Origin of the sequence: Neobacillus massiliamazoniensis, from assembly GCF_001048695.1 — a bacterium.
Classification (GTDB): domain Bacteria; phylum Bacillota; class Bacilli; order Bacillales; family Cytobacillaceae; genus Neobacillus; species Neobacillus massiliamazoniensis.
Genome location: NZ_CVRB01000005.1, coordinates 221223 through 246957 on the forward strand (window position 1 = coordinate 221223; position 25735 = coordinate 246957).

The 25735-nt window shown below is 36.6% G+C and carries 22 protein-coding genes and 1 pseudogene; 3 read left to right on the plus strand and 20 right to left on the minus strand.

The window, feature by feature from the left end; translation table 11 throughout:
- Positions 1-481: 481 nt before the first annotated feature.
- Positions 482-1189 (minus strand): CTP synthase C-terminal region-related (seleno)protein, encoded by a 708-nt coding sequence (locus tag BN1082_RS23355; RefSeq protein ID WP_090638990.1) that lies wholly within the window; start codon positions 1187-1189, stop codon positions 482-484.
- Positions 1190-1962: 773 nt separating this feature from the next.
- Here BN1082_RS23355 and BN1082_RS27850 point away from each other — a divergent pair.
- Positions 1963-2121 carry a hypothetical protein gene (locus tag BN1082_RS27850; protein ID WP_176699914.1) on the plus strand — a complete coding sequence of 53 codons (159 nt, stop codon included), beginning with the start codon at positions 1963-1965 and terminating at the stop codon, positions 2119-2121.
- A 581-nt stretch (positions 2122-2702) separates the two neighbouring features.
- Here BN1082_RS27850 and BN1082_RS23360 read toward each other — a convergent pair.
- The gene (locus tag BN1082_RS23360; protein WP_090638992.1) at positions 2703-3092 is read right to left on the minus strand and encodes a cupredoxin domain-containing protein; all 390 of its coding nucleotides are present in this window, start codon (positions 3090-3092) and stop codon (positions 2703-2705) included.
- Between the two features lie 216 nt (positions 3093-3308).
- A complete protein-coding gene (locus BN1082_RS23365) occupies positions 3309-3971 on the minus strand; it encodes a DUF3885 domain-containing protein (RefSeq protein WP_090638995.1) in 663 nt (220 codons plus the stop codon).
- 548 nt (positions 3972-4519) lie between these two features.
- Here BN1082_RS23365 and BN1082_RS23375 point away from each other — a divergent pair.
- Both BN1082_RS23375 and BN1082_RS23380 read left to right on the plus strand, forming a co-directional pair.
- Positions 4520-5317 (plus strand): SDR family NAD(P)-dependent oxidoreductase, encoded by a 798-nt coding sequence (locus BN1082_RS23375; RefSeq protein WP_090638996.1) that lies wholly within the window; start codon positions 4520-4522, stop codon positions 5315-5317.
- Between the two features lie 650 nt (positions 5318-5967).
- Positions 5968-6285: a hypothetical protein gene (locus tag BN1082_RS23380; protein ID WP_090638998.1), complete on the plus strand. Its 318-nt coding sequence runs from the start codon at positions 5968-5970 to the stop codon at positions 6283-6285.
- 120 nt (positions 6286-6405) lie between these two features.
- Here BN1082_RS23380 and BN1082_RS23385 read toward each other — a convergent pair whose 3' ends face one another.
- The 17 genes and pseudogenes from BN1082_RS23385 to BN1082_RS23480 all read right to left on the minus strand — a co-directional run bounded on the left by BN1082_RS23385 (position 6406) and on the right by BN1082_RS23480 (position 25674).
- A complete protein-coding gene (locus BN1082_RS23385) occupies positions 6406-7392 on the minus strand; it encodes an NAD(P)-dependent alcohol dehydrogenase (protein ID WP_090639001.1) in 987 nt (328 codons plus the stop codon).
- A 151-nt stretch (positions 7393-7543) separates the two neighbouring features.
- Positions 7544-8011, minus strand: coding sequence for a 2-thiouracil desulfurase family protein (locus BN1082_RS23390; RefSeq protein ID WP_090639003.1), 468 nt, complete (start codon positions 8009-8011; stop codon positions 7544-7546).
- A 139-nt stretch (positions 8012-8150) separates the two neighbouring features.
- Entirely contained in the window at positions 8151-8666 is a 516-nt protein-coding gene (locus tag BN1082_RS23395; protein WP_090639005.1) for a DinB family protein, read from the minus strand.
- Positions 8667-8813: 147 nt separating this feature from the next.
- Positions 8814-9047: a hypothetical protein gene (locus tag BN1082_RS23400; protein ID WP_090639007.1), complete on the minus strand. Its 234-nt coding sequence runs from the start codon at positions 9045-9047 to the stop codon at positions 8814-8816.
- A gap of 819 nt (positions 9048-9866) precedes the next feature.
- A complete protein-coding gene (locus tag BN1082_RS23415; protein ID WP_090639015.1) occupies positions 9867-10661 on the minus strand; it encodes a DUF6560 family protein in 795 nt (264 codons plus the stop codon).
- 191 nt (positions 10662-10852) lie between these two features.
- Entirely contained in the window at positions 10853-11347 is a 495-nt protein-coding gene (locus BN1082_RS23420; RefSeq protein WP_141650908.1) for a hypothetical protein, read from the minus strand.
- A 299-nt stretch (positions 11348-11646) separates the two neighbouring features.
- Positions 11647-12267, minus strand: a complete 621-nt coding sequence (locus BN1082_RS23425) for a class I SAM-dependent methyltransferase (RefSeq protein WP_090639020.1) — start codon at positions 12265-12267, stop codon at positions 11647-11649.
- Positions 12268-12913: 646 nt separating this feature from the next.
- On the minus strand, positions 12914-13279 hold the full coding sequence (locus BN1082_RS23430; RefSeq protein WP_090639022.1) for a VOC family protein: 366 nt from the start codon (positions 13277-13279) through the stop codon (positions 12914-12916).
- A 166-nt stretch (positions 13280-13445) separates the two neighbouring features.
- Positions 13446-13934: a DinB family protein gene (locus BN1082_RS23435; protein ID WP_245640542.1), complete on the minus strand. Its 489-nt coding sequence runs from the start codon at positions 13932-13934 to the stop codon at positions 13446-13448.
- An 827-nt stretch (positions 13935-14761) separates the two neighbouring features.
- Positions 14762-15358 (minus strand): class I SAM-dependent methyltransferase, encoded by a 597-nt coding sequence (locus BN1082_RS23445; RefSeq protein ID WP_090639028.1) that lies wholly within the window; start codon positions 15356-15358, stop codon positions 14762-14764.
- A 221-nt stretch (positions 15359-15579) separates the two neighbouring features.
- Positions 15580-17115, minus strand: coding sequence for an osmoprotectant update ABC transporter permease/substrate-binding subunit OpuFB (opuFB, locus tag BN1082_RS23450; protein ID WP_090639031.1), 1536 nt, complete (start codon positions 17113-17115; stop codon positions 15580-15582).
- Complete coding sequence (gene opuFA / locus BN1082_RS23455) at positions 17108-18064, minus strand: osmoprotectant update ABC transporter ATP-binding subunit OpuFA (RefSeq protein WP_090639033.1); 957 nt, start codon at positions 18062-18064, stop codon at positions 17108-17110. Before opuFA ends, opuFB begins: the two co-directional genes overlap by 8 nt.
- A 522-nt stretch (positions 18065-18586) precedes the next feature.
- Positions 18587-19003, minus strand: coding sequence for a VOC family protein (locus BN1082_RS23460; protein ID WP_090639036.1), 417 nt, complete (start codon positions 19001-19003; stop codon positions 18587-18589).
- A gap of 409 nt (positions 19004-19412) precedes the next feature.
- Positions 19413-19775, minus strand: a complete 363-nt coding sequence (locus tag BN1082_RS23465) for an iron chaperone (RefSeq protein ID WP_090639039.1) — start codon at positions 19773-19775, stop codon at positions 19413-19415.
- Positions 19776-19983: 208 nt separating this feature from the next.
- Positions 19984-20115, minus strand: a pseudogene (locus BN1082_RS28755) (SDR family NAD(P)-dependent oxidoreductase); the annotation flags it as partial.
- A 638-nt stretch (positions 20116-20753) separates the two neighbouring features.
- The gene (locus tag BN1082_RS23475) at positions 20754-22481 is read right to left on the minus strand and encodes a DUF4132 domain-containing protein (protein WP_176699917.1); all 1728 of its coding nucleotides are present in this window, start codon (positions 22479-22481) and stop codon (positions 20754-20756) included.
- Entirely contained in the window at positions 22405-25674 is a 3270-nt protein-coding gene (locus BN1082_RS23480; RefSeq protein WP_090639045.1) for a DUF5724 domain-containing protein, read from the minus strand. The genes BN1082_RS23475 and BN1082_RS23480 overlap by 77 nt, the downstream gene beginning before the upstream one ends.
- Positions 25675-25735 lie beyond the last annotated feature (61 nt).

Here is a 25735-nt window from a genome sequence, read left to right on the forward strand (position 1 = left end):
GAATTCCGCAAGACTTGGTTCAATATATCGGCGGCTTGGCTGAATTTATAAATATTGTAAAAGTGCTTATTCTCCCTATTCAATTTAAAAGGGGGTTTAGTAAATGAAAAATGAAGTTCTCTCTTTAGTTCTTCAAGGCATGACTTTCGTGGTCATTCTTTTTTCTGTGATTATCGCATTAGTAGCTTTAATTAAATATATAAAATAAGGCAAAGGGATTCCAGAAAACACCAAACGCAACGAACAAAGTGTGAGTCAAAATTACAGGAATGGTCTTTATCGGCTTTGGGATTAAGCTACTGCAAACAAAAGCTCCTCACTAAAAATTTAATTTAACCAACAATGCCCCCCTTCAAATATTCAAGTTTAAGTCGATTTATATCTAGAAATAAGCCTTTCAGATGTACCACTGAAGGGCTTATTCTTCCTCACCTTAATAGGGCTTCGCCAATTCTTCTTGATTCTTCAAGCGTCATTTTCTTTAACCCCTTGATTGAATGGCTGCTTTTTGAATAAATGCCCTAATTAACGGATGAACCTTCTTTTTTAATGCTGAACGTTCTGGCTGAAAAAGCGTTCCAATAAAGAAAGGATGATTTATGAGTTCCATAATGCGAGTTTCGCCATCTGTATCAACCCCTGCAATTCGCATACCTGCTTTCTCTAGCAAAGGAGCAAACTCATGATTTAAACCATAATTACAAATTCCATACTGTTCAACTATCTCAACATCACCATAGATCTCCGCCACTTTTGAACCTTTTGTCAGTGTAAAAGTATGCGTTTTTTCACTGACCGAGCAAGTGAGAGGTGCAACTAGTAATAAGGAGGAAGTTGGATTCTCCTCCGCATGCTCTGCTTCTGAAAGCCCCAACACATTCCTGCCAAATTCAATGATCATATGCTGAAACCCACCACATGTTCCTAAAAAGGGTACCTTTTGCTCTCGTGCAAATCGGATCCCATTTAAGGCACCTTGCATACTCTTATAAGGACTGGCAGGAACTGTCCAAAGTGCTTGAAACTCTGCCAGTTTTTGTTCGAAATCGTTTTCAAGTGAAGAAGTTGGGATCCACTCCATTTCAATTTGACAATCAAGGTAATTCGAAGCTAGTTTTATCGCTTCTGTTATCGCGTTATGGGCGACAACATTTGCGTCGAAATCACCAATTAATCCAATCTTATTCATAAAAGCACCTCTCCCATTTAAAAGAATTTTCATAACATAAAAAAGAATTATAAAACTCCCAACGATGTCAAGTCAACTAAATTCTTCTTAAATTCCCTTTAGCCAACCATGAAGCAGGGCTCACCACAGAAAATGTAAGGGAATATCGTTCTTACATGGTTGAAGAAGAAAAAGGCTGTCGAGACAGCCTGTAACCACCATACTTTGTTGAATTTAGACTTTTTCCCTTTTCTCTTAATTTATTGATTCCTAATGTTTATTAACAGAAGTTAAATTTTCTTCAACCCTGCTCCGCAGTGTTTGTTTAACCATATTAATTTCGATAACATTTTTCTTAGCGATAAAAACATAGCATAAGGCGGAAGGAATTAAGAAAACTTGCAGTAACGATAACGTAATAATGTAACTATTAGGCTCAGAGGTATGTGTTTTTTTTAGGGAGCCATTTCAGAAAGGGTACTTTTGTAACTCTGTTTCCATATTTCAATTTCATCGTTCGCGATCCCGATATAACGAACTGAATTAAATAAATTGTCATAATACCTTCAAGGGTTATTTTTTTGCTATTTCTATACCGAATTTATTCTAAATTCTACAAAAATCCAAATGTTCCCTTCTTACGCTAACCTGCCACGTTACTTCAATAAAAAGAGGGCTGCTGCTGCAACCCGATTGTTCTACGAAAGCCCCCTTTACATTAAAATCCTCGGGATATACGAAGTGTTTTTTTGTAAATAATAAGATTGTAAAACAATTAATTGAGGAGGACTTGTATGCAACAGGATCAACAGACTAAAGAGAATTTGGGTTCTATTATGAAACCAGAATTTGCCGGAACTGATGCACAAAAAGTAAAACAAGAAATTCAAAAAGATGTAAGCGAAGGACAAGGAGCAATGACTTCCCGAGAGGCAGGAGCAATGCGCGATTAAAAAACCACTCTGAGTGGTTTTTGATTTTTGGGGTTAAAAATAAACACTTTACATCTCTCATTTCGATTTGATGGAGATGCTGAAAGTTTAATGATTAAGCACGGTTGATTTGAAAGACCTCAAACGATTGACCGTGAATATCTAGCTAAAGAAAAAACAAATAAATAAAGCAGAAGGTTAGCTAAATTAATTGGGCAAACCTTATTTTTATTGAGCTAACCGTAGTTATAAAATAAAGAGCTGTCGCAGCAACTTATTTCGATCTTCAATTCTTGTACTCGTTAGATGAATAAGAAAAATTGAAAGTTCCTATTACTTCTTCGAATATACCTAAATCCTGATTGTCCTCCTAAGTGAATAGGCATTTTCACAGACGAAAATGCCTCCTATTTTACCTACTGAAATTTACGAATAAAATTGAACAACCCTACCTCTTTACTTTAACAAAAAGTGAGCATTTCACATTTTAAAGGAACATCCTTTTGTGGAAGAATGTTAGCTGTTATAAAGATGTCGGGGTTTTAATAATACGCAAGTTACCGTTTCCAATTAAAAAAGCAAGGCCCAATGGGCCCTGTTTGTTATTTGACTATTACTTTTCCAACCATTCCTTTCCTGAAATGGTACCGACATATCAGTTCATATGTACCGGGATTATTCGGTTTCACGGTAATGGTTTTTTCTTTTCCTGGCTGGACTTCGGCGTCAATTCCGAGCTTTTCCACGGTGAAGGTGTGTTCTTTCTTACCTTCGTTTTTCAATATCAACGGTGTCGTTTTTCCATTGAAAATAGTGATGACATTCGGATTAAAGTAATCATCGTTCAACTTAACCTCAATCGCTTTCACCGTCTCCATTGGCTGAGTTACTACACCGGATTCGGCAAATACGCCGAGTGAGCCTAGAGTTGTCACAACCATAATCATTGCAAGCAAAATGACCAATCCTGTTAACCACTTTTTCACAGACATTCGCAATCCCTCCTTTCCTAAACACTATTTTTTTCTAATTCATAAAATATTATCACTATAAATTGGGTTCCAACGTGCTTTCAAATAGTAATATTTTCTGAAACAGTGAAAAGAAAAAGAGCTGCCGCAGCAACCCCCATTGTTAACACAAGCTCCCCCGTTAATACAAAAAGAGAAACTATATGCTTGATTACTTTGCAATTTTTACAGTCCTTTTCAGCCTAACCCTCGTTCAATCCTTTCCCTATCAACTTCTTCTACCCAATCATAGTATTTCTCATAAAGGGAACGTATTCGATTGGCTTCAAGGGCAATAACTTCACACCCTCTATCATCATATACAAAGAAAATAATGTCTTTTGTTATATTAACAAAGAAAACATCGGGATAATCAATGGAGTATCCTCCGAATTTTGGCTTCAATGGAAAATCTTCATTACTAGCTGCTTTAAGTAATTCATTGATACGTAGGTCTTCTCGTCTGCACAATAAAGAAAATTGTTGCATCTCATATTCTTCTGCTTCATCTGATTCGAATGGGTAAGGAAAGACTTTCACCTGAATTCGATTTAAATGAATTTTGCTCTTCAAAAACCTCTGATATACCTTCAGTTTTCTTGTCCGTTTATCTTTTATTTTGTGTTTGTACACATTCGTCACAAGGAATAGGTCGTCATTTTGTTCAAACAATTCATCAAAAATTGTGGAGATTTGCTTATACACAAGTCGAAATAGCTTTAGATTAAGTTCATCATTTTCAGTAAATTGATATATTTCCCTTGCCAGTGAAAGGTGGATACCAATGTCCCATTGATAATAAATGCTTGGGACTAATTTTAGAGTTGGAAACCTTTCGTTAAGATAATTCATTACATTCATTAACTTATTCTCACTTTCTTTTTATTGCAGTTGCAACCATTTTTAAACTAAGCACCCGTTATTAAAAGAAACTAAGCTATCTATTGCATGTATTTTTACAATTCCTTAAGTAAATCAATAGGTTCCACTTCTCCACCATAAAGCTCTGCATTCCAGATAACACCAACTAACAATTCATCTTCATACATTCCATATACTTTCCTTCTATTCCCCTGTACCCTATTTATAGGTATTATCATACAACATAAATGAATGAATTTAATAGGTGTACTGTTAAACTATCCTGAACCCATTTTGACAATTAATCATTACACCGGTCTGAAATAATATTTATCGATTTTCAGGCTTTTTTTTATTTCCAAAAATATGGCATAGAACTTGCAAATAACTATATTGAATAATTAAAGAAAATCATCTCCCTTGAATGGTCAAGCGTCTTGGTTGCCGTAAAGAGTATTGGTTAAGTGACATTATACGAATGTATTCCAGGAAAGTGCTAAATCCCTTCTGGGAGCAGGAAACAATTTATATAATAAAGGAGAAAATAAATGAAGGAATTGATCAGATTTGACGACAAAGTTTGTTTGGTTACGGGTGCAGGAAGTCATTCTGGAATCGGTTTTGCTACTGCTGAAATCATCGGTAAGCTGGGCGGTAAAATAGCTATTACAGCTACTACGGATCGAATCTTTGAACGTGCAAATGAGCTGAATCAAAAAGGTATCCAGACAAGGGGTTATATCGCTGATCTGATGGATCGTGAACAGGTTCAAGGACTTATAGATACTGTTATAGCGGAATTTGGCAGTATTGATATACTTATCAATAATGCAGGAATGGCACAGATTGGTTCACCCGAAATTTTTACTGAGTTTGCCAGTCTGGAAGATGAGGAATGGGACCTGGGCATTTCCCGTAATCTGACGACCTGCTTTAACGTGACGCGAAGGGTAGTCCCACATATGAAAAAACATGGATACGGAAGAATTGTAAATGTTTCTTCTGTTACAGGTCCATTAGTCAGCTTTCCAGGTGAATCAGCCTATGGTGCCGCAAAAGCTGCGATGGTAGGAATGAGCAAAGCGATTGCCATTGAAATAGCTAAGAACAATATCACCATCAATAATGTTGCACCCGGCTGGATTGCCACAGGGTCACAGCTTGAGCATGAAAAAATTGCTGCCCTTCACACACCGATCGGCAGGGCAGGACGACCAGAAGAAGTAGCACATACAATTGCTTTCCTTGCATCGGAGCAGGCATCCTATATTACCGGTCAATTGTTCGTTGTTGATGGTGGCAATATCCTGCAGGATTACAAGGGACCTGAAGTTTCTAAAAAATGAAGTTAACGGTTTTTTATGGCGGTGAACGATTAAATCCATTATAAACAGGCAAAAAAAATCAATCAGCTGGGATTTTTGAGGAAAGAACTTAAAAAAGTGAAAAACTAAATCGAAAAATGTGTGGTTCAATCTTTTTTTCACAGAGATATGCGCGGATTTACACACGATATGCGCGAATTTCACGATATATGCGCGAATTCCCCAATATATGCGCGAATCTGCCTAAGACACCATTTATGCCTGATAAGGATACTAGCGGAATGCGATTTTCCCAATGAATTGTGTATCCAAATCATAAACATCCTATGGTAGCCTGAAATAAGTATCTCTTTTTGTTTCCAACTATTCAATAATGCATACATTATCTATAAATTCATAATAATAGATATTCCAACTTGCCAATTACGTAAATGTCCATTTTTACATCCTGACATATAAATTGCTGTTTCATGGGTAAATACAGTTAAATGTATTCTCTATAATAAGTTGGGAAATGGTCGAACGGAGTCGCTGTTTTCCCCTTCAACCTCAGGATCTGCAACATTTTCTCCTTTCAACATTAAAAGCTGTATATAAAACAATAACTTTACAGGTAATGTTTTTAAATTTTATTTGAAATGTTATCATAGTACATTATAGGAGGTGAAATTATGTCGTCCTTTGTTTTCATGGCACTTTATCGTCCTAAACCAGGAAAAGAAAACGAGTTAAAAGAAATACTAAAAATACATATACCAACATTACGAGAAGAAGGATTAATTACAAACCGTGAATTGTTAACACTTCAAGCGGAAGATGGAACCATAATTGAAATAGCTGAGTGGAAGTCCAATGAGTCAAAAGAAAAAGCACACCAATCAGCAAATGTAATGTCCGTCTGGAACAAAATCAGTTCAGTTGCTGAAATTACTAGTTTTTCATCTCTTGCTGAGGCTCACAAACCTTTCCCAAATTTTAAAGCTTTATAGTCCTAAAAAGTGAAAGTACAATATTTCAAAATAAAAACATCACGAACTCTCCATATTTTTCTTGCGTTGAACCATTTTGTGGTCAAGGTACAAAGTCCACATGATGACATGTAATTAGTTCTAAGATTCGTCGTTTTTATGTTCAACACGGATGATTACCTTACCCTTGGCATGTCCTTCTCCAAGATACCGGACAGCATCAGCAGCTTTACTCAACGGAAATTGTTTATCTATTACAGGTACCACTGTGCCTGCCATAAAAAGTTGCTTTAAGTAATTTTGATCATTTCTGTTTGGTTTATGGACAAGGATAGCCATTTTCTTTCCCAAGGTTTTAGAAAACAAGGGTCCCACGAATATGCATTGGAAAATTCGGAGCAAGGAACCTCCCACCATGACATAAGTGCCCTTGGGATTTAATATACGATTGAAATCGAAAATAGACCGATATCCTACAATATCGAGAATAAGATCATAAGACTGACCTTTTTGGGTGAAATCCTCTTGTGCATAATCAATAACTTGGTTAGCCCCCATTGACAGTAGCATTTCTAATTTCTCCGCTCTGTCAACACATGTCACATCTGCTCCGTATAATTTGGCAATTTGCAATGCAAACGTGCCCACGCCTCCACCAGCACCGTTAATTAATACCTTTTGCCCTTCTTTAATTTTTCCTTTATCACGAAGTCCCTGCAGGGCAAGGACTGCCGCCTGTGGTATGGACGCAGCTTCTTCGAATGTCATAGTCGCTGGTTTCAACGACAATGCATTTTCATGAGCACATACATATTCCGCAAACCCACCCCATCCACACCAAGAAATGTCCCCGAAAACCTCATCACCAGGAAGTAAAAGCTTTACTTCTTTGCCAATAGCTTCAACCTGCCCCGCTATATCAGCGCCAAGTATTTTGTATTTTGGTTTAAGAAGCCCTCCAAGACGGGTTAAGAACGGTTTACCTCTTAGGAGTTCCCAATCCCAAGAATTCACAGAAACAGCATGAACTTTTATTAGTACTTCGTTGTCCTTTAGAGTAGGTTTTTCTACTTCTTTTAGTTTAAGAACCTCAGTCGTTCCGTATTTATTGTACGTAATCGCCTTCATCAGGGTTTCTCCTTAACAATTTTTTTAGGTCATTACATACTATTCCTGCAATTTTTTACTAATACCTTCCGTAAATAAACTCCCCATTACTTAAACAAAACAGAGCATTTCTCCATCTTAAAGCAATGCCCCTCGTTTATCTTATGTAGATTTAGATTTTTCCCTGAAGAAAATCAGAAAGTCTCTCTTCTGAGACTACTTGAATTCCGTTTCTTTTAAGTAATGCAGTTGTCACTCCATTTCCAACAATTTTCTTACCTTTAAATTCGCCATTATAAATCATCGAACTTCCACAGGAAGGGCTAAACTCTTTAAGAATAACTACTGTTGCATTAACCTCTTGAGCTTTTCTTAGAGTAGCATAAGCCCCTTTTATATAAAGTTCAGTAACGTCGCTACCCGATTTCTCGACCACTTTAGCCTTACCATCAAGGACATCTTCGCCATTACCACCAACTATCTCAGCTGGTTCTCTTGGAGTTGAAAAGCCACCGAGTAATTCTGGGCATACAGTTATTGCTTTGTTTTCTTCTAAAAGTTGATGTATCTTTTTATCCAAACAATGAGTACCATTATATCTTACTTCTAACCCTGCTAAACAAGAGCTTACTAATATCATAAATATCACCTCAATCTAATAGTATCTTATTTCCTTCTTATACTGTCCGCTAGTTGATCAACAAGATGCTAAAACAAAAAATCCAAACACTTAGAAATATAGATCTACTGCTAAACCTTTACCAACATTTTTTACTACTTTAATTATCCCTCAACTCTCTAAGCAATTGAAAAATCTGCCCCCTATGATGCGATTCGTGTTCTATCAAATGATAAACAACCCATTCAGGAGTTACGTCATACTGTTCAAGTGACCGAGGTCTACGCCAATCCTTTAAGTTCATTGAACGAAAATAAGACAGAAAAACCTCACGAACCTTTTTAAGTCGATAAATATGTTCTTCTAAACTTTGGCCCTCAATGTGAGTTAAATTGCCGTTAGTTCGACTATCTAACGGAAATAATGACCTGATTTCAGGATCCCAATCGGTTCCAAGTACTTCGACGTATAACCAATCTGCCTCAACTAATGCAATATGATATAAAAGAGTGCCAATTGATTGTCTTTTACCCATTGTTCCATCTAGCAGATTTTGGTTGATTCCAGTTAATTCAGTTATAAGGGTACGGCGAACATCCTCTAAACACCATAACCAGCGGCCAATTTCAGCTTCATATCCTGCTAATGAAGATACAAGTATAGCTCTTTTATCCAATTATTCTTCCTCCTCTTAATTACTAACTATCTATTAAATGTTACCACCTATTTCCAAGTATCCCGACTCATTAATTTCACAAAGTAGAGACAACTCCTTTTTGAAGAAACGCACCAGTAAGTTCAACAAGAATCTTACAATATCCATTCAAGAATTATGGGGTAAAAGCGATAAAATCAATGCTATTAATAAAAAAACTGAACCTAATATCATCGAACCTGCACCTATTAAAATTTGCTTTAACAAATGCTTGTTCTCTATATTTTTTGTATCAACAGGTTGTTCTTTTTTAATTAATTTATTAATAGCCTTTCTTTGATACAAAAAACCAACCGTCCCCAAAATTAAACCCACTAAAGCTAAAAAAAATAGCAAGATCATAAAGTAATATCTTCTCCTCCCAACAGTACTTTCCCATTATCGATAAACCTTTGGAAAAATGAAGCGATCATTCTTGAGTTTAAGCCCCCATTAGGTAAAGAACACCATTACGTTAATTCCCAGAAATATGTGAAAATAAAACAGAAGAATACTAATTCCGAATATTAATATCATTAGTAAAGAACCAAACAATTTCTTTTTATCTCTTTTTATCATTGAAGATATTGAACGAAAAATTGCTACAAAAACTCCAATAATAGAAATGAGTAACCACATGTTACCGCCTCATTTTTAAGGTAATTCATTAATAGTTCGAGCAATTACTTTGAATTTCCTTCCTTATATTATTCCTCAAACTGACCCGTTACTTGAAGAAGAAAAGGGCATTACCTCATTGTTGAAGTAATGCTCCCGTTAGTGAAAAAATAAAGAAAATATAGCAATAAGATAGAAAGCAATCCCTAAAAAAATACACAATTTAATTTTTGATGAAAATTTTATTAATGTTTTTTCTAGTTCAACCTCTTCGGTAACTTTGTTTAGGACAAATTTTCTTATTGTTTTTAGAAACATATAAAATCCTGTAAATCCTATTATTCCGAAGAAAGTCAAAGAAATTGACATAAAAAATCGATATGATTCCAATAAAAGCTCCCCTAATGCATTTACTTTAAAAAGCTGTTAACCATATATTCTAGTTGAGCGAATAGATTTCCTTCTTATACTGTCCGCTAGTTGATCAACAAGAAAAAAGAGCTGCCGATGCAACTCCATCATCAACTCAAGGACCCGTTCGTTCAAAAATAAGGATAGGTTTTTCTAGATTTTTTTGAAGATCTTTTTTACATCTTTTTCTATAAGGATTCTTATGAAAAAACTATAATTTATAGCTTGCGTATTGACAATAAAAATTTTTCTCCTGTACTTGAATGTTAATATGTACTTCCGTGTTTTGTAATACGTGATTTCATTGTAAGGAATTTGGTACGACCGTCCAAAAGATGTTCTATAAACGAAAGTATCCGAATCTTTACTTACTTCAATTCTCCATAAAAATCCTCTCATAGTCACAAAACCACCAATTAAGAGGAGTGAAGATACGAATATAATAACCATTAAGTTAAATTCTTCAGCATTATTTGGAATAGATCCTATAGCGATAGCCATAAATACTAATGTAAAAAGGAAGGCTATCCATTTAAATAAATTATGTATGCTTACAATAGCACTTCTTCCCCTAGAAAAAAGCACCTCATTCTTCCTGACATCTTCTTGCTGAACCCGAAAAATACTCAATTTGTTTCGGATCCATTTAAATAGTCCAAAAATGATTGTTTCTGGCAATACTCCAATTGCTTCGTTACCTCTTCTTGTCTTCCAAGACAGGAACAAAAATACGATTGATGAAAGCAAACCACGAATAGCCATTTTTACATTCTGTATGCCGTCCCAATAGTTACCTAAGCAGATCATTATAAATACTATCGTTAAAGCTGAGAACCACCACCTAATGTGAAGAGAAAAACGCGAAAATACTTGATCGTGTTGACGGTTTACGATAAAACCTAATAAATAACAAATGACTGAAATAGACATAAAGGCTTCCACAGGCATCCTTAACAACTCCATTTACCAATTGGCTACTTTCATTTTGATGGTAGCTAAATTTGGTAAGTATTCAGCAATGGTTTCCATATCATCAACTAATTATTTTGACTAAATGTACAATTATCTTCTTCAACCGGCCACGTTAGTTTAACAGCGAAAGGCTACCGGTTATGGTAGCCCCCCTAGTTTATTAGGAGTTAGCAATTATTATTTCGTGGATTCGGTGTCCAAGAGGCAATCCGATTTGCTGGACCAGCAACAATTAGCCACTCACCGCTTTCGTGGATTCCATCACTTGCTTGCCAGGATTCATACTTTTGGTGGTATCCATTAACAAATAACACTTTTCCTGATTTTAAAGTGATATACAAATGTGGAGAAATTTCGCCTAACTTTACGTCGATTACTTTTTCTCGTCTTATATTAAAGATAGAAAAAAAGCCTTCTTCTTCAGTAAGCCTTATCATATCATCTGGATATTTTGGAATTTTATCTGGACTATCATACACACCCCATATAGGATCCTCTATATTTAACCATATAAAATCAAAATCAAGTGGATTGTCAGAGTAGTGCATAAAAAAAAACAATGTTGAACCTGGGCCATGCCCAAACTTTATACCATCTACGACACTGCCAATAAACATCTGTTTTAGTGCAACTTCTGCACAAAGTTTATCTTCAATATTCAATATATTTCTTCTACGTCTCTTAAAAAATTCCATTTCTCAATTCAATTCCTTTATACTTGTTACCTTTATATTCGACAAGTGTTAGAACTTTTCCTTTGTAACTATCCTGCTCTTTAACTCAATAAGAAAAGGCTGCCGCAGCAACCCTTTGTTCAACGAAAGCCCCTTTTACTTTAAGTACAATTCTTCACAATCTTCTTTAAAAGTCGAATTAGGAAAAAGCAATACTTTATTTAAGGCATCGCCTTCTTTTATTTCAAATAAAATAAAATGATAAACTTAGTCTATTCGTATTTTTACTAGTTAAATTGTTCTAACTTTTGTGGTTTTGCCCAGATTAAATAGAGATATCCTAAAATCCCACGTTCATGCTTCTTAATTATTAAATTGGATTGCTTAACTATTTCTAAAATATCTCGATTTTGATGACATCCGATAGTATTAACTGCAAGCTTATCAAGTTTCTTTTGAATCCAAGCCAAGGTTGGGACGGAAAATAGCCCATGTTCTAAAAGTAATATCTGTCCATCTTCTTTACACCATTTATTAAAAAGGTTTAAAATATGGACTGGATTTTTATAAACGCAAAAAGAGCCGGATGAAACAATTGTATCAAAGGAATTATCAGGAAAATCGAGGCATTCAACATCAGATACAATAAAATTGGCTTTTACTCCATATTTTTTTGCAGATTCTTTAGCAGATTCAATCATTTTGGGGCTGAAATCTACTCCTAAATACTCTATATCTTTAGGATAGAAGGAAAAATTCATTCCAGCCCCAACAGCCACTTCTAAAGTCTTTCCTTTAACCGATTGGAAAATTTGTTTTCTCCATTTATTTTGCCCTTGTTTTTTACTCATTTTCGAATATTTGGCAGCTTGTTTATTAAACTTTTGTATTAATTGCTCTTTCTTCATAAAGCAATTCACTTCCTGATACTAATAAATTTCGAATTATCTATTATTATACCAATTTAATGCTTTTTCCACATTCCACTATTTACTTAAGAAACGAACGAGGTATTGATAGCAAAAAACATGGTGAGAATTCAAATAGATTAATGCCTAAATCACCGATCCTATCAAACAGTTCTAAAAACAATCAATGTGGTGAAGCTTTTTGTGAATTTACTCATATTCAATTCTACTAATTAAGAGTTCTTAAAGAATTGCAATTAAATTATTTCTTCTTTTTTATTTCCCCTGTTTATTCATGTTGATTAAATCCAGACTCCATTTCGCTAATTATTTGGTGAATTGCACCGATTTCTTGCGGGTTTTTATACATGTTTGTTTCTCCCACTGATTATATAATATTAGTATTTCCTTTTCTAAAATATGAAGTGAAAAATGAAGATGCACTATTCAGCCTGCACCGTTAATACATTTAAAAAAGCCACCAATTATGGTAGCTGGCTGCTCAACTCTTGCACCCGTTCGTAAAAGATTTTTCTTTAATATCTAACCAAAAAGCATAAGAAATGTTCAACTGAAATAGCAAAGAATTCTAAAAATAAGTAAATTACTTGATGAAATTACTTTTCTTTCTTCATTACTCATTCCTTCAATTCTCTGATAATTCCCTTTCTATATGACAAAACACTTCGATTGTAAATCCTCCAGGTGCCTCAACATAAAATGTATAACTATGTAACTGTTGAGGAGGCTGTACATCAAATCCATCCTCTTTCAAACTTTGATTTATTTTGTCCACTCTTTCTTTACTTTCCTGGGGAAATCCAATATGAAACGAATTTGGATAATGGACTTCACTACCCCTCATTAAAGTTAAGACGAAACCAGCTTCATCAAACATTGTAGCAAATCCGTTCCCACGGCTAGCTCCACACGTTAGACCGAAATATTTCTCTAAAAAATTCCGTGCAACTGAGACATCCGTAACAGTTAGGTTAAGGTGTTTGAGTTTCATTCTTCCACCCTTTCTTAGTATGTTCTAAACAATAAATTCTCCTTCTTAATTATATTTCTGATAATAGTAGATATACCTGTCTACAAAAATTAGGATAACGATCTCTTCCTTAATACAAGCCGGCACTTGTTATTAAAGTATTGCCCTCGTTAGTTGGATAACCTGTTTAACTATTTCTAATCTCCTCCTCATAAACTGGCCATATATCTTGTAATTTTCTATTTACTATGATTTGACCCATATGATGGGCATCGTGACGAATTACTCCATTTATATGTTTCCATAAAGGCAGTTTAGACGTATCATTTTCAATATCTGTCATACTTAATTTTTGAATATGCTCATAAATTTCTTGATTTAGTTGTTTCATCTTTTCAACTGTCAAATCCCATTCTTCTTGGGTATTCCCTTCAAATTTAAATGTTTCTTTATTGTTTGCAGTATATTCAGCATTTTTTCCTTTTAATCTCAACAACAACCTTTCTTTGTAATATAGTAAGTGTGATGTAATTTCCCAAATCGAATTAATTTCTTTGTTTTGTGGTTTCCACAGTGCCTGTTCAAAAGTCAAGTCTTTTAATACTAAGTTTAAGGGTGAATACCAGTCATCTTGACTGTAAGTATGTTCTATTTCATAAAGTAATAGATTAATCACATTCAATGTTCTTACCTCCCCTATATAACTTCTATTAAATTGTATTAATTATGTAAGCAAATTATTAAACAGTGTGGTCAATTAATACGAATTTAGCCATTATAAAAAGCCTAATTTCCTACTAAAAATACTAAGAAACTAGGCTTTCAAATTTTATAAAATTACAATTTTCTACTAAAAGCAATGATGCATTTGAAGCTAGTGAATACCAAGTTACCGAATGCTGATGTAATGGTTCAGGCTTTTTTGGACGAGCTTAGAACATCTAAATAGTGCTGATTATACAAAATACCTAGCATCATTCTTTATAAAAGTTTTTTATAAGGCTGCGTTAAAAAATAGTGGTTTTAATAATTTTTAATGGATGTTAATTAGGACTTCATAAATGAACATTATATGAAGGTTCCGTCTTTACTATTTTAGTTCCAAATCCTCTAATATTAGAAATAAAAATTATGTTATTGAATTAAGTCTATTTAATTCCTCTTCTATAAAGACAAAACAAAATATTAATCAGTAATGATATTATTGTCACTGCAATAATACCAATAGCAAAAGGTACTGATATTACCCCAGAATGTTTATTTATTAAATAAAATACAATCCCGTCAATTAGTGAAACAATAATGATCACTCTAATGATAAGTTCTGTAATGAGACTCATAATGCCGCCCCTTCTTTTTAAAACATATGAAAACATTTTTTTACATATTTATTTCTATCAATAACATATTTTCTTACTATTGAGTCCCTAATCACTGCTCCTTTAGAAAATTTAAACTAAAATCGTAATCCCCTCTCCCGCTTTAATAAAACAGAACAAGATATTATTTTTTGTTCACAGCTTCGGCGGATACAAATAAACCCTTATAATATTCATTTGTATGGATAATAGATACATCATTTGATTGAATGGCAGACATCGTTTCCCGGTTTAAAGAGCAGCCATCACAAATTTTTTTCCAGAAGGGAGTAAGTCTGTCCTGAAGTGTGGCTAAAAAGGAGTTTTCCATCCTCACATGTTCAAATAGAAGGATTTTTCCATCCGGCTTGCACACTCGTTTCATTTCGGCAATCGCTTTTTCTACGTTTGGAATAGTACAAAAGACAAGAGTCGCGACCACAGTGTCAAATGTATTCTCTTCAAACGGAAGATTCTCTGCACTTGCCTGTACCAATCGAATAGGAACCCCCGACTGCTTTATTCTTGGTTCTGATTTTTGAATCATAAATTCGCTCGGTTCCGTAGCTGTAACCTGATCAACATCTTTATAAAAACAAAAATTAATTCCTGTACCCGATCCTATTTCAAGAACGTTTCCATACGCTTTTTGGATCAGGTCTTGGCGAATCCTTTTAAATCTTTTTTTCTCTAGGGGTTTCATGAAAAAATCATACCATTTCGGAAATGAAGCACTTGTCATTTCTCAGTCTCCTAAATTTACCATTTTTATAAAATTGCTCATTCAATTCTGGATTTTGTTGATCCCTTTTTCCAATACCCAATTGCATTCGGCTCAATCAATTTTGCCTATACCTTTTTTCCAACAGTTAATTCGACCACTAGTTTAGACATTCCTAAAAAGATATACCAAACCCAAGGGTTTCTCTCCCCTATTTTAAATTTTTAAAATCCCCCACAACATTATTTTTTCCCTTTCAAGAGACCTTCCTTTGTTAAGAAGTCTCTAGCAACAGCTTCAGCACTCATGCCTTTGACCCCGACCTCATAATTCATTCTTTGCATTTGGCTGTCTGTAATCTTTCCAGCTAGTTTATTCAATGCTGGTACAATCTCTGGATATTTTTGAATGGTTTCTTTCCGCAATAAAGGAGCCCCTTGATATGGCGGGAAGAAATGCTGATCATCTTCAAGAGCAACTAGATGGTACTTTTGCAGTTGACCATCTGTTGAAAAAGCATCCATCAGATTCACTTTACCCGTTTCAATGGCATGATACCGAACAGACGGGTCCATCGTAACAACGCTAAACTGTAATCCATATTTTTGAGCCAACCCAGGATATCCATCTTTTCTGTCGGAAAACTCAGGATCAAATCCAGCTGTCACATTCTGCTCGACATTAACTAGATCTGATATTTTTTTCAGATGATATTCATCAGCGAAACTTTGCGGGACGGCTATTGCATAGGTATCATTAAATTGCATTGGGTCTAACATTACCATGTTGTATTTTTTAGCAATCCCTTCTTTTGCCTGTGTGTAAACTTCCTTACTGTTTGTACTAACAGGGTTTTCTTTCAGTAAATCGGAAATGACAGTTCCCGAAAATTCGGGATAAACATCAATATCCTTTGATTTTAATGCATTAAAAACAAAGGTCGTATCGCCTAATCCTGTCCTCAGCTTCACTTTCAAGTCTGTATTATCTTCTATAAGTAATTTATACATATAATCTAGAATTTCCGGCTCTGACCCCAGCTTACCAGAGATAACAATTGTCTTTTGTCCGCCTTGATGAAAAATGGTTGGACCAATCATCGAACCCATAATTAGAACGATAATCAGTGCAAAGGCCCCAGTGGCGACCATTATCTTTTTAAAGGAAATTCTTTCGAGTTTTCGCAGTAAAAGGTCAAAAATAATGGCTAAAAGTGCGGCTGGCACGGCTCCCAGGATCACAAGAGAATAATCATTACGGGAAATTCCCAACAGAATAATATCCCCTAATCCGCCTGCACCAATCAGTGCTGCAATTGTTGCAGTTCCAATAATGAAAATAGTAGCTGTTCGGATACCTGCCATGATTACAGGCATTGCTAAAGGAAGCTCGACTTTTAATAGTCTTTTTCTTCTATTCATACCCATGGCGCTTGCAGCTTCCAGTAATGAAGGATCTACCTCTTTAATTCCTGTATACGTATTCCGTAATAGGGGAAGTAGCGCATAAGCGACCAGTGCAATAACAGCAGGAACCGTTCCTATTCCAAATATCGGAATGAGAAGACCTAATAAAGCTAAAGAAGGAATGGTTTGCAATACTCCGGTAAAGCCAATGATATATTCGGCAATTCTTTGTTTTCGAGTTAAATAAATTCCTAATGGTATTGCAATGATTAATGAGAAAAAGAGAGCGATTAGTGATATCTCTATATGTTGTAAGAGGGCAGTTAAAAGCTGAGACTTCCTGGATGAAAATACACTTAAAAAATTATTCATAACTTTGCCCTCCTTCTCTCAAATATTGAGACATAACCTTTAATGCGTTTTGTCGATTAATGATCCCTATTGTTTTTCCACCTTCCATTACAGAAATGTGTTCGAACAATGCTAACTTTTCCAATACTTCACTTAAAGGAGTAGATAAGGAAATGGTTTTCGTATCAGATAATAATACTTGTCCTGCTGGAGCGGGAGTGATAAGTTCATTCAAATTAATCGCAAATTTCCGGCTGCCAACAAATTCACGTACAAAATCATTTGCTGGGTTCGTTAAAAACTGGTTTGGTGTACTGACTTGAACGATTTCTCCTTCTTTCATCAGACAAATACGGTCTCCTAGCTTCATGGCTTCTTTCATATCATGGGTGACAAAAACAATTGTTTTTTTAAGTTTTCGTTGAATTTCAAGCATATCATCTTGCAATTTTTCCCGGCTAAATGGATCAAGCGCACTAAACGGTTCGTCCATCAAGAGGATTTCTGGGTCAGCTGCTAAAGCTCTTATTACACCTACTCGTTGCTGTTGTCCACCTGAAAGTTCACTAGGTTTACGGTTTCGATAAATGCTAGGGTCAAGACCTACCATTTTAAGCAATTCATCCACTCGTGCAGCAATTTTTTCTTTGTCCCAATTTTTAAGTTCCGGTACAACTGCGATATTTTCAGCAATTGTCATATGTGGAAAAAGCGCAATTTGCTGAAGAACATATCCAATATTCCAACGAAGTTCATTGATATCATAGTCACTTATTTTCTTTCCATTAATCCAAACCCAACCTTCTGATAATTCAATGAGTCGGTTGATCATTTTTAATGTGGTGGTCTTTCCAGAGCCACTTGGACCGATTAAAACAAAAAATTCACCTTTCTTTATCTCTAAATTTACAGACTTTACGGCAAAGGTCCCATTAGGGAATTTTTTCGATACTTGTTCAAATCGAATCATTTTACTTCTCCTTTAATTATTCACTCCGTGTTTTCCAAGCTCCGACAAAATCATATTGTATACGGCGTCTCTAATCTTTCTAACCATTGAAACTGTACCATATTTTATCATGTTTACCATTATAAATAGATGTCTATATGTTTTCAAATGAATGATACTTATGTAACCTGACTTTTAGTAAACAAGAAAAGAGTTGCTGCAGCATCCCTTTTATGTGTCTTTTAATTGATAATAAACGTAACTTACGCAATTAATTGATTTATTTTTAAAGTGATATCCTATCCATTTTCTAAAAAACGCATGACATTTTTTCTAAAGGGTTCCGTTTTGAGGTGCATATCATATAAATGACAATAAAAATGGCTTGCTAACTGACGAAAGTTTTGGCAAGCCATTTTCTGGTTTATATAGTCTTTTTGACGGTATACAATATAAATGTCTTCTTCAAAGCACCCGTTTAGTTAAGTAACTTTATTTTACTTTCTGTTTTAAACACTTGTCTCGAAATCGCGAATCAGGCTTTTAGCCTTGCGGCATTTTGCTCATATCCATATACAACGCGTTCCATCGATGACCGTCCGGATCGGCAAAACCACAACCGTACAACCAGCCACCCTGTTCGCTAGGCTTGCTGAATATAGTGCCCCCGGCACGTTCGGCTTTCAAAGCGAGATCATCAACTTCATCCCGGGAGTTCGCCCCCAGAGAGAATAACACTTCAGTGCCCTGCGCCGAATCCGCAACAGCATTACCAGTAAAACCGCGGAAAGTGGATTCTGGAAAAAGCATCAAAACTACCTGATTGTCGCCGACGAAAAAGCTGAATGAGCCATCTTGACTAACATACTGTTCATTCAACCGAAAACCAAGCTGCTTATAAAACTCCTTTGCCCGTTCTGGTTCTCGCACTGGCAGGTTCAACCATAATTCTCTCGACATACCTAACAACCTCCTGATAAAGAGATGCAGTGAACTTACTCCGATAAATTCGATGCTTATTACTATTTTACCTCCTTTTTTAGAAAAAAATCTTTATTAAAGTAACCTGAACCGTTGAATAATTTTTATAGATTTAACATCAAAATGTCAGTTAAATTGACATCTCATTTGACACGACAATTGACAACTCTTTTTAAGCGTACAACAATCATTGTCCTTTAAAATAATTTAGTCATTTAGGCTGTCAATTCTCTATAAAAAATTAAAAAAACCTTTAAATAAAAAGAAAAATGGCATAGTCAATTCTTATGCCATTTCTAGTGTCAATTTAACGTTTTGCACCTCAAAACGGAACCCTTGACATTTTTTCGTCATGCGTTTTTTGATAAAGCGTGATGTATTATTTCCGCTAAAAATTCGTATATTCTGCTTTATCCTGAATATTAAATTCAATCATTTTCTCAAGCAATTCAAAATTTACCTGCTCATTCCACGGAATTCGAAACAAGCCTTTGGTAGCACCGTAGCCAGCTTGTGCAATGTCATCGGCAAAGTGCGCAATGCCTACTTCTTCGGGTGAAACGCTCAAATGATGCTTTGCTGTGGAAAAGCCGATAATAAATGTGCCGTGATCGGAAAACATTGGCGTATTCCACTTGATTTGCGGTTCCAAATTTGGGAATTTATTAGCAACCCACGCCAAAATTTCCTCTGTTCGGTCGCGGTGGTCGGGATTATCGATACTTGCTAAATATTTCACAAAAACTTCCATATCTTCCTCCTTCGATATTATACTATTACCGCCAAAAATTCGAATTCTCTGCCTTTATCCTTTATATTAAATTCAATTATCTTCTCTAGCAATTTGTAATTAACTGTTTCAGTCCATTGAATTCGGAATAAGCGTGAAGAAGCGCTGTAGCCAGATTGGACGATTTCATCGGCAAAATGCTCCATTGTCTCTTTTTCGGGTAAAATTTTAAATCATTTAAGGAATACTCATTAATATCGAATGCAATTACAGTAGCACCTTCACTTAAGCAATGTTTAACAATTTCTTTTCCAATTCCAGAAGCTGCACCTGTTATTATTATTTTTTTCTCCGTTTCAATTCTATATAACCTCAAATACTATCATGAAACCAATTGTAACATGATCCTAACCCTTTACCTTTTTAAATAACCGCCGTTAATTTATTAAAAAAAGCTGCCAAATTTGGCAGCTGGTTCTTAAAGAAACGCGCCTTATACATAAATAAAGATCACAATGCTTATTGAATCATTGCGCCCGATTGTTGAAGAGCTTTGCCTAAATATTATTTGAGATAAGCGTCAGTTAGTAGAAAAGTAGGGAACAAAAAACTTTCATCTTACATGACAGATTAACCTCTGTCCGTTAATGATAAATATCTATGTACAACGGCTTGAGCGAGACAAGTTGATGAATCAACAAAGGAAATATCGTTGGATTTTTTATCTGTAACAACATTAAAATCCATATTTCCATTCGATAGAGCATCGTATTGTTTTACTAAGCCATTATGAAGTAATGTAGATAGTCTAGACTTTATTTCTTTTCTTAGTTCGTTATTCCATTACTTTTCAGAAGATTTTCTAAGTGAAGAATTGTATTTTCTTTGTAAATGAATGTCCGTAAAATCATCTTATCTAAGTCAGTCATTCTCTCACCTCATTCTTAAACAATCCTCAACCTAGACAGAAAAAAGAATAGCCTCAACTACTCCATTACCTTATTGAATATTCGCACCCTTCGTATGTCTTAACTGCTCCAACACACTTGGATCCTTGATTTTCTTATCATCCGCAAGCATTATGACCTTTGAGAGGATCTCCGCTGTTTTTGGATCTTCATCTAGGAATGGTAGGAAGAGCTTTCCTCTATGCTGCGAGTGAACTGCTAGGATGTTCAGGTTTCCACTTGCTTGCTTGTAGGCCATGGTACTTCCTAAGTGGACACCGTATTCCCCGAGATTTCCTTTTATCAGTGCGAAGTTTCCTTCTATTCTTACATTGTTAATTTTCATCAGTCTCAGAGATTCCTGTAGGATGGCTGCTCTCATTTCAATTGTTGTTAGGCTTGCTTCTGGGTCAACGATACCAACATGGGCGACACTTACGACTAGGTCCACATCTCTCATTGTTTCAGAGAAGATGATTTTTGGAATTTTACTAAACTCTATGCTTTTATAGGTGTTTCGGTCAAAGAATTCTACCGTTTCAAGGGTTGGGCTTTCTACGTCAGAAGGTGAGAACCAGTCTGCAATTGCATAGATTTTTGCAATGATGTTTTCCTTGTGATAGACCTTTTGCAGTCCTTCTTCATAGTTAACGGTCCACATGCGATTTTTTAATAGGGCAACAGCTTTCTTTGGCTGAATTTGGTGTCCTGCATAGCGTCTGGATTCTGTTCCTGCTGCTTCTTCGTCTGCATTTAGTCGGTATAGCTCACGAAATACCTGTTTGAATGGCTGCTTGATTTGCTGATCAAATAGATAACGCTGGTAGTCACTCCAGCTGTCACTTTCATATAAGTGAACAGGGTGAGCAATTGTAACTTTATCGTCTGACTGAAGCTGATAGCTTTCCCCAGTTGGAGTTTGAAGCTCTTCTCCAGTGAAGAAGCCTAATTTTTTACCAGCCTTAAACACAAGCATTTTCACAAGTGGAGCAACAACTGGATTTTTCATCATGTTGACTAGTTCCTGTAATGTGAATGGTGTTTCTAGCTCCATGGAGCGTTCAAGCTCTGCTTTTGCTCGGCTATATTGCTCCTTCAGTCCTGTGTTTACTTCTTTTAGTTCTAAGATGTATTCATGCTTTTTGTATTTTGGTGGGACGGATTTCAGCTCTTTGTTGTTTTTGATGACTTTGATGTCACCCTTCCCATTTAAATCAATCACTAGCTGAACCGTCATATCGTCAATTTCCACTGGCTCAAGGACGTGCATGACCTCTTCCATTTTCCGCGCTTCCATATCCCAGCGTAGTCTTGTTACATCCTTATACCCTGCATTTCGAGCGAGGTTATCTAGTGCAATCGCAACAATCTTTGCTTCACTTGCACGTCGCTGTGCTCCAAATTGCTTGCTTTCTTTTAAAAATTTTTGTATGAACTCGTAGCGCTCTAGCACATCATTCGTGTTTGCTGATTCAATTGGGATCAAGCTATAGCTCAGCAAGTGATCCTTGTTTCGCTTCGTTTCAACGGAGGTTTTCATATCCTCTAAGGCTAGCTTACCAAGTGTCGCATCAGCAAAAAGCTGGGCACGGCGATGGTTGGCACCTGCTGAAATATATTTTGCACAATCATATAAAATATTGAAGCGCTCCTCACCTAATTGCTCGTAAGCCTCTTTGAACCAATCAATATCAAAGGCACCATCATGGAATTCCTCTGGTGTGATCGGTGAATAGTGCGCAACTATTGTTTGTTTCTTTTTCAGCAGAGAAGGATTCATTCGTATGCGCATGGAAATACCAGGCTGCACTCTTTAGTCCATCCCATTTTAAATATGCTGCTACAATATCTAGCCATTGTGGTGCATACATCGCAGCCTCAAGTAAACGTTTGTCAGCGATCTTCTTTTCTTTTACAAGCTGTGCCAGTAGCTCCTCGTTCTCGCCCGCCTTCGGGTAACAGACTTGTAGTAAGTGGCTCAACGCTTCCTTCTTTGTCACATTCATATTGCCATAGTAATAGAAATAGCCACGGACGAACGATTCCTTATCGAGTCCTGATAATAAGGTTATCAAATACTCCATGCCCTCATAATACATGATACCTGTTGCATGTGGAGTGGCCTCTGTTTGGAGGTCACCACGCTTTAGTTCAATATCAAGGATACGAGCGATGACCTTTTCTTTTATCGGCTCAATTGAAGGGTGCACTTTCGTGAAGCCCTTCTTCGCATTTGTTAGCTCTAAAATGTGATCTCTACTATTCTCTCTTCCTAATAGCTCTTTTGTCAGTTCATTCTCGTCGATAAGCAGTAGATCATAGGATCGGACTAGCTCTTCAAGGTCTGGGCCAAAGCTTTTAAAGTTATTCATAGTGTATAATTTATATAATAGAAGGAAGTAGTTTTTGTAGGATGCATCATTATACACATTTTCCTTTGCCCAATCTAGCCACGGGAATGCAATAAACTGATACATCTGACGCTCTGACTTCCGCTTCTCCTCAGGGATAGCCTCAATCATCGTATGAAGCATCCCACTTGCTGTTTCGAATACGTCTTCCTTGTTTAGGTCCTGGAAATAAGACGATACAATTTTGTTCATCTGCCTAAAATAAAGAAGCTCAGGTGCAAAGGTATAGAAGGCCTTTACCTTCTCTAATGGATAAACGCTATCAAGAAACTCCTTGCGCCAATCATTCGGCTTCTTATAGTCATCCATTTCCCAGTTGTTAATCTTTTTATAGCGATAGCGATACACTAGGTCTAAACTGAACATGATATTAAGCTCGATAAGCTCAGGTGTAGTGATTTTTGTTGTTTTAAAATAGTCCTTCCAAACCTCAGCTAGTGGCAGGTCATCGATTCCCTCTCGCTTGTCCTGCATGTCAACGTTCCGACCTCGTTTTAGAGTTGCACCCAATAAGTGCGTTTCCTTATAACCATACCAATCGACTTCATATTCGTGCTCGCGATGCTCGTGAATTAACTCGGAAAGGCCAGTTAGGATCTCTTGGATTCTTGTAAAATCGGTCGAGAACACGTTACTGGTTTCGACTTTTTGGAAATTGTCAGTTGGCAACTGGCATTGTTTTTCTGGGTCGTATAGACTGAAACCGTTCTTTAGGCTATATTCCTCTTTTGTTGAAAGCTTGTCGATTAATAGCTTTTCTTTTTCAGTCGGAGCCTTGATAACCTTCCATTTGTCTTTTACCTTTTTGAATTTTTCCGGTGATGCTTCTTTTAACTCTGAGATCATTTCAAGTCCGCCAACCCGTTGCAGTTCACTATTGCTTGTTAAAAGTTGGTCCAGTGATTCTTCTAGTTTTTCGTCTTCTAGCTTTAGTAAAAGCTTGATAGCATTTTGACGGAGGTTTCCTGTTTTTAATTTCAGGATTGCTTCAACTTTGTCTATTTCGTCAGGTACTAGCGTTAATTCTAGGATTCGTGTCATCGCTTTTTCACGATTGGTCATGCTTTTATCAGATAAGCATGCAAAAATATACTCGCGTTGAGCAGGGTTGGATTGATCTATTGTAAAGCAATCGAGTAAATATCCTCTCGTGTCTGAGTTGTACATGTCTTTTTTCTCGATGATTTGCGTGATGAGTCCCTGGTCCATATCATAGGCAATCAGGTAAAGCATCTTTTTTACGATGGAGTCAGCAGAATACACTACCTCTAAGCCACTGAAAACCCTGGATTTGATTGTTATTTCTTTTTTCGGAGCAGTGTCTAGCATTGCTTTTAAAAGAGTGAACTGACGTAGTCGCTCGGACCTTTCTTCAAGTGCCGGAATGCGTTCGAACTTGATTTTATGAATATACTGATTAGTCTTACGGTTCCAGTTCCACGAAGAATAGCACTCGTACGTATAGTTAGTGAGCAGAAAGACTTGGAGCTCACGATCGGTTTCGTCTAGATGCTTGGAGGCAATCGTGTACTTGAGTAGGTCGTTCTGACTCTGGGCGAGCATATATTGGGCGACAATCTTCTGATAGGTTTCACCGTTATCCATAAGCGCGTTTACCTGGTGCTTGAGGTCCTCCTCCTCGATTACTGCACTTGCCCATAGACTTGTGTACAGCTTGTTCATATCCTCACTCTGCAACCACCGCTTGCGGAGGTCAGGATTTGTTAGGCATTCATGGATGTATTGAATCATTTGCTTGGTGACGCGGGCTTGCTCTGCCTCAAGGGTTAAGCCTGTCCACACGTCGATTGCTCTAACAACTGAGCTGTATCGGATTAGGTTGTTGTCAAGGATAACGTTAAGTAGGTGCGTTGTTGCCGCTAATGTGCCTTCATCCATTGTTTCGACGATGCTTTGGCGGAGACCCTCTTGAAGTCTCGCTGCCACAAGGATCTCACCGATGATGGTAAAGGCTTCCTCACGATGGCAGAGCAGCATGCCCTTTATCATCTCTCTTGTGAGGAGGGCAGTGTTGTTGTCACCATAGATGACTTCTTTAAGTGCGCTTAGCACGCCGTCGTTTTGCTGGTCTAGCTCGTAGGCGATAATGTCGCTGATCACCTGGTTGTTTAGGTCAAGGTGTAGGTTTGTAAGAATGTCCATGATGGTTAAGCGGTGCTTTGCTAGATCATGGAGTGATGCGCACTTTTCGATGATTCTGTTTAAGTGGGCTGTTATGTTTTTGGTGCGGAATGGTCTCCGGTCATAGCCTGTTGAGTAGGAATACTCGGTTGCGTGATTGATGATGTATTGCATGACAGTGGCGTGGTAATCGCCGAGTAAATTCCGCGTTAAGTCCACTAGTCGGTTGAGCTTGTCTTGGTCAGTTTCTGCTTGCTCGTTGAGCGTCTTGGTGAAGCGACGAATATGTCGGTCCTGGTTATAGTAATCCGTTTGCATGAACTTTAGGATGTGTCTAGCTAGCTTTTGATCCTGTTCATTGAGTGTTGCAATCTTTGCTTCATAATCTATCAAATAATTTTCGCTTGATTCTAACGTCATTTCGTATCCTCCTTTGGGTGGACCTGGGGGACGGTTCTCCTGGTTCATTTAAACACAGGAA

Excerpts from the sequence above, each read along its gene's own strand:
- opuFA (WP_090639033.1), bottom strand. The coding sequence starts at position 18,064 with ATGATTCGATTTGAACAAGTATCGAAAAAATTCCCTAATGGGACCTTT.
- BN1082_RS23430 (WP_090639022.1), bottom strand. The coding sequence starts at position 13,279 with ATGAAACTCAAACACCTTAACCTAACTGTTACGGATGTCTCAGTTGCA.
- BN1082_RS23380 (WP_090638998.1), top strand. The coding sequence starts at position 5,968 with ATGTCGTCCTTTGTTTTCATGGCACTTTATCGTCCTAAACCAGGAAAA.
- BN1082_RS23425 (WP_090639020.1), bottom strand. The coding sequence starts at position 12,267 with ATGAAGAAAGAGCAATTAATACAAAAGTTTAATAAACAAGCTGCCAAA.
- BN1082_RS23475 (WP_176699917.1), bottom strand. The coding sequence starts at position 22,481 with ATGAATCCTTCTCTGCTGAAAAAGAAACAAACAATAGTTGCGCACTAT.
- BN1082_RS23480 (WP_090639045.1), bottom strand. The coding sequence starts at position 25,674 with ATGACGTTAGAATCAAGCGAAAATTATTTGATAGATTATGAAGCAAAG.
- BN1082_RS23355 (WP_090638990.1), bottom strand. The coding sequence starts at position 1,189 with ATGAATAAGATTGGATTAATTGGTGATTTCGACGCAAATGTTGTCGCC.
- BN1082_RS23390 (WP_090639003.1), bottom strand. The coding sequence starts at position 8,011 with ATGATATTAGTAAGCTCTTGTTTAGCAGGGTTAGAAGTAAGATATAAT.
- BN1082_RS23360 (WP_090638992.1), bottom strand. The coding sequence starts at position 3,092 with ATGTCTGTGAAAAAGTGGTTAACAGGATTGGTCATTTTGCTTGCAATG.
- BN1082_RS23400 (WP_090639007.1), bottom strand. The coding sequence starts at position 9,047 with ATGATCTTGCTATTTTTTTTAGCTTTAGTGGGTTTAATTTTGGGGACG.
- opuFB (WP_090639031.1), bottom strand. The coding sequence starts at position 17,115 with ATGAATAATTTTTTAAGTGTATTTTCATCCAGGAAGTCTCAGCTTTTA.
- BN1082_RS27850 (WP_176699914.1), top strand. The coding sequence starts at position 1,963 with ATGCAACAGGATCAACAGACTAAAGAGAATTTGGGTTCTATTATGAAA.
- BN1082_RS23460 (WP_090639036.1), bottom strand. The coding sequence starts at position 19,003 with ATGTCGAGAGAATTATGGTTGAACCTGCCAGTGCGAGAACCAGAACGG.
- BN1082_RS23365 (WP_090638995.1), bottom strand. The coding sequence starts at position 3,971 with ATGAATGTAATGAATTATCTTAACGAAAGGTTTCCAACTCTAAAATTA.
- BN1082_RS23375 (WP_090638996.1), top strand. The coding sequence starts at position 4,520 with ATGAAGGAATTGATCAGATTTGACGACAAAGTTTGTTTGGTTACGGGT.
- BN1082_RS23465 (WP_090639039.1), bottom strand. The coding sequence starts at position 19,775 with ATGGAAGTTTTTGTGAAATATTTAGCAAGTATCGATAATCCCGACCAC.
- BN1082_RS23445 (WP_090639028.1), bottom strand. The coding sequence starts at position 15,358 with ATGACAAGTGCTTCATTTCCGAAATGGTATGATTTTTTCATGAAACCC.
- BN1082_RS23415 (WP_090639015.1), bottom strand. The coding sequence starts at position 10,661 with ATGCCTGTGGAAGCCTTTATGTCTATTTCAGTCATTTGTTATTTATTA.
- BN1082_RS23385 (WP_090639001.1), bottom strand. The coding sequence starts at position 7,392 with ATGAAGGCGATTACGTACAATAAATACGGAACGACTGAGGTTCTTAAA.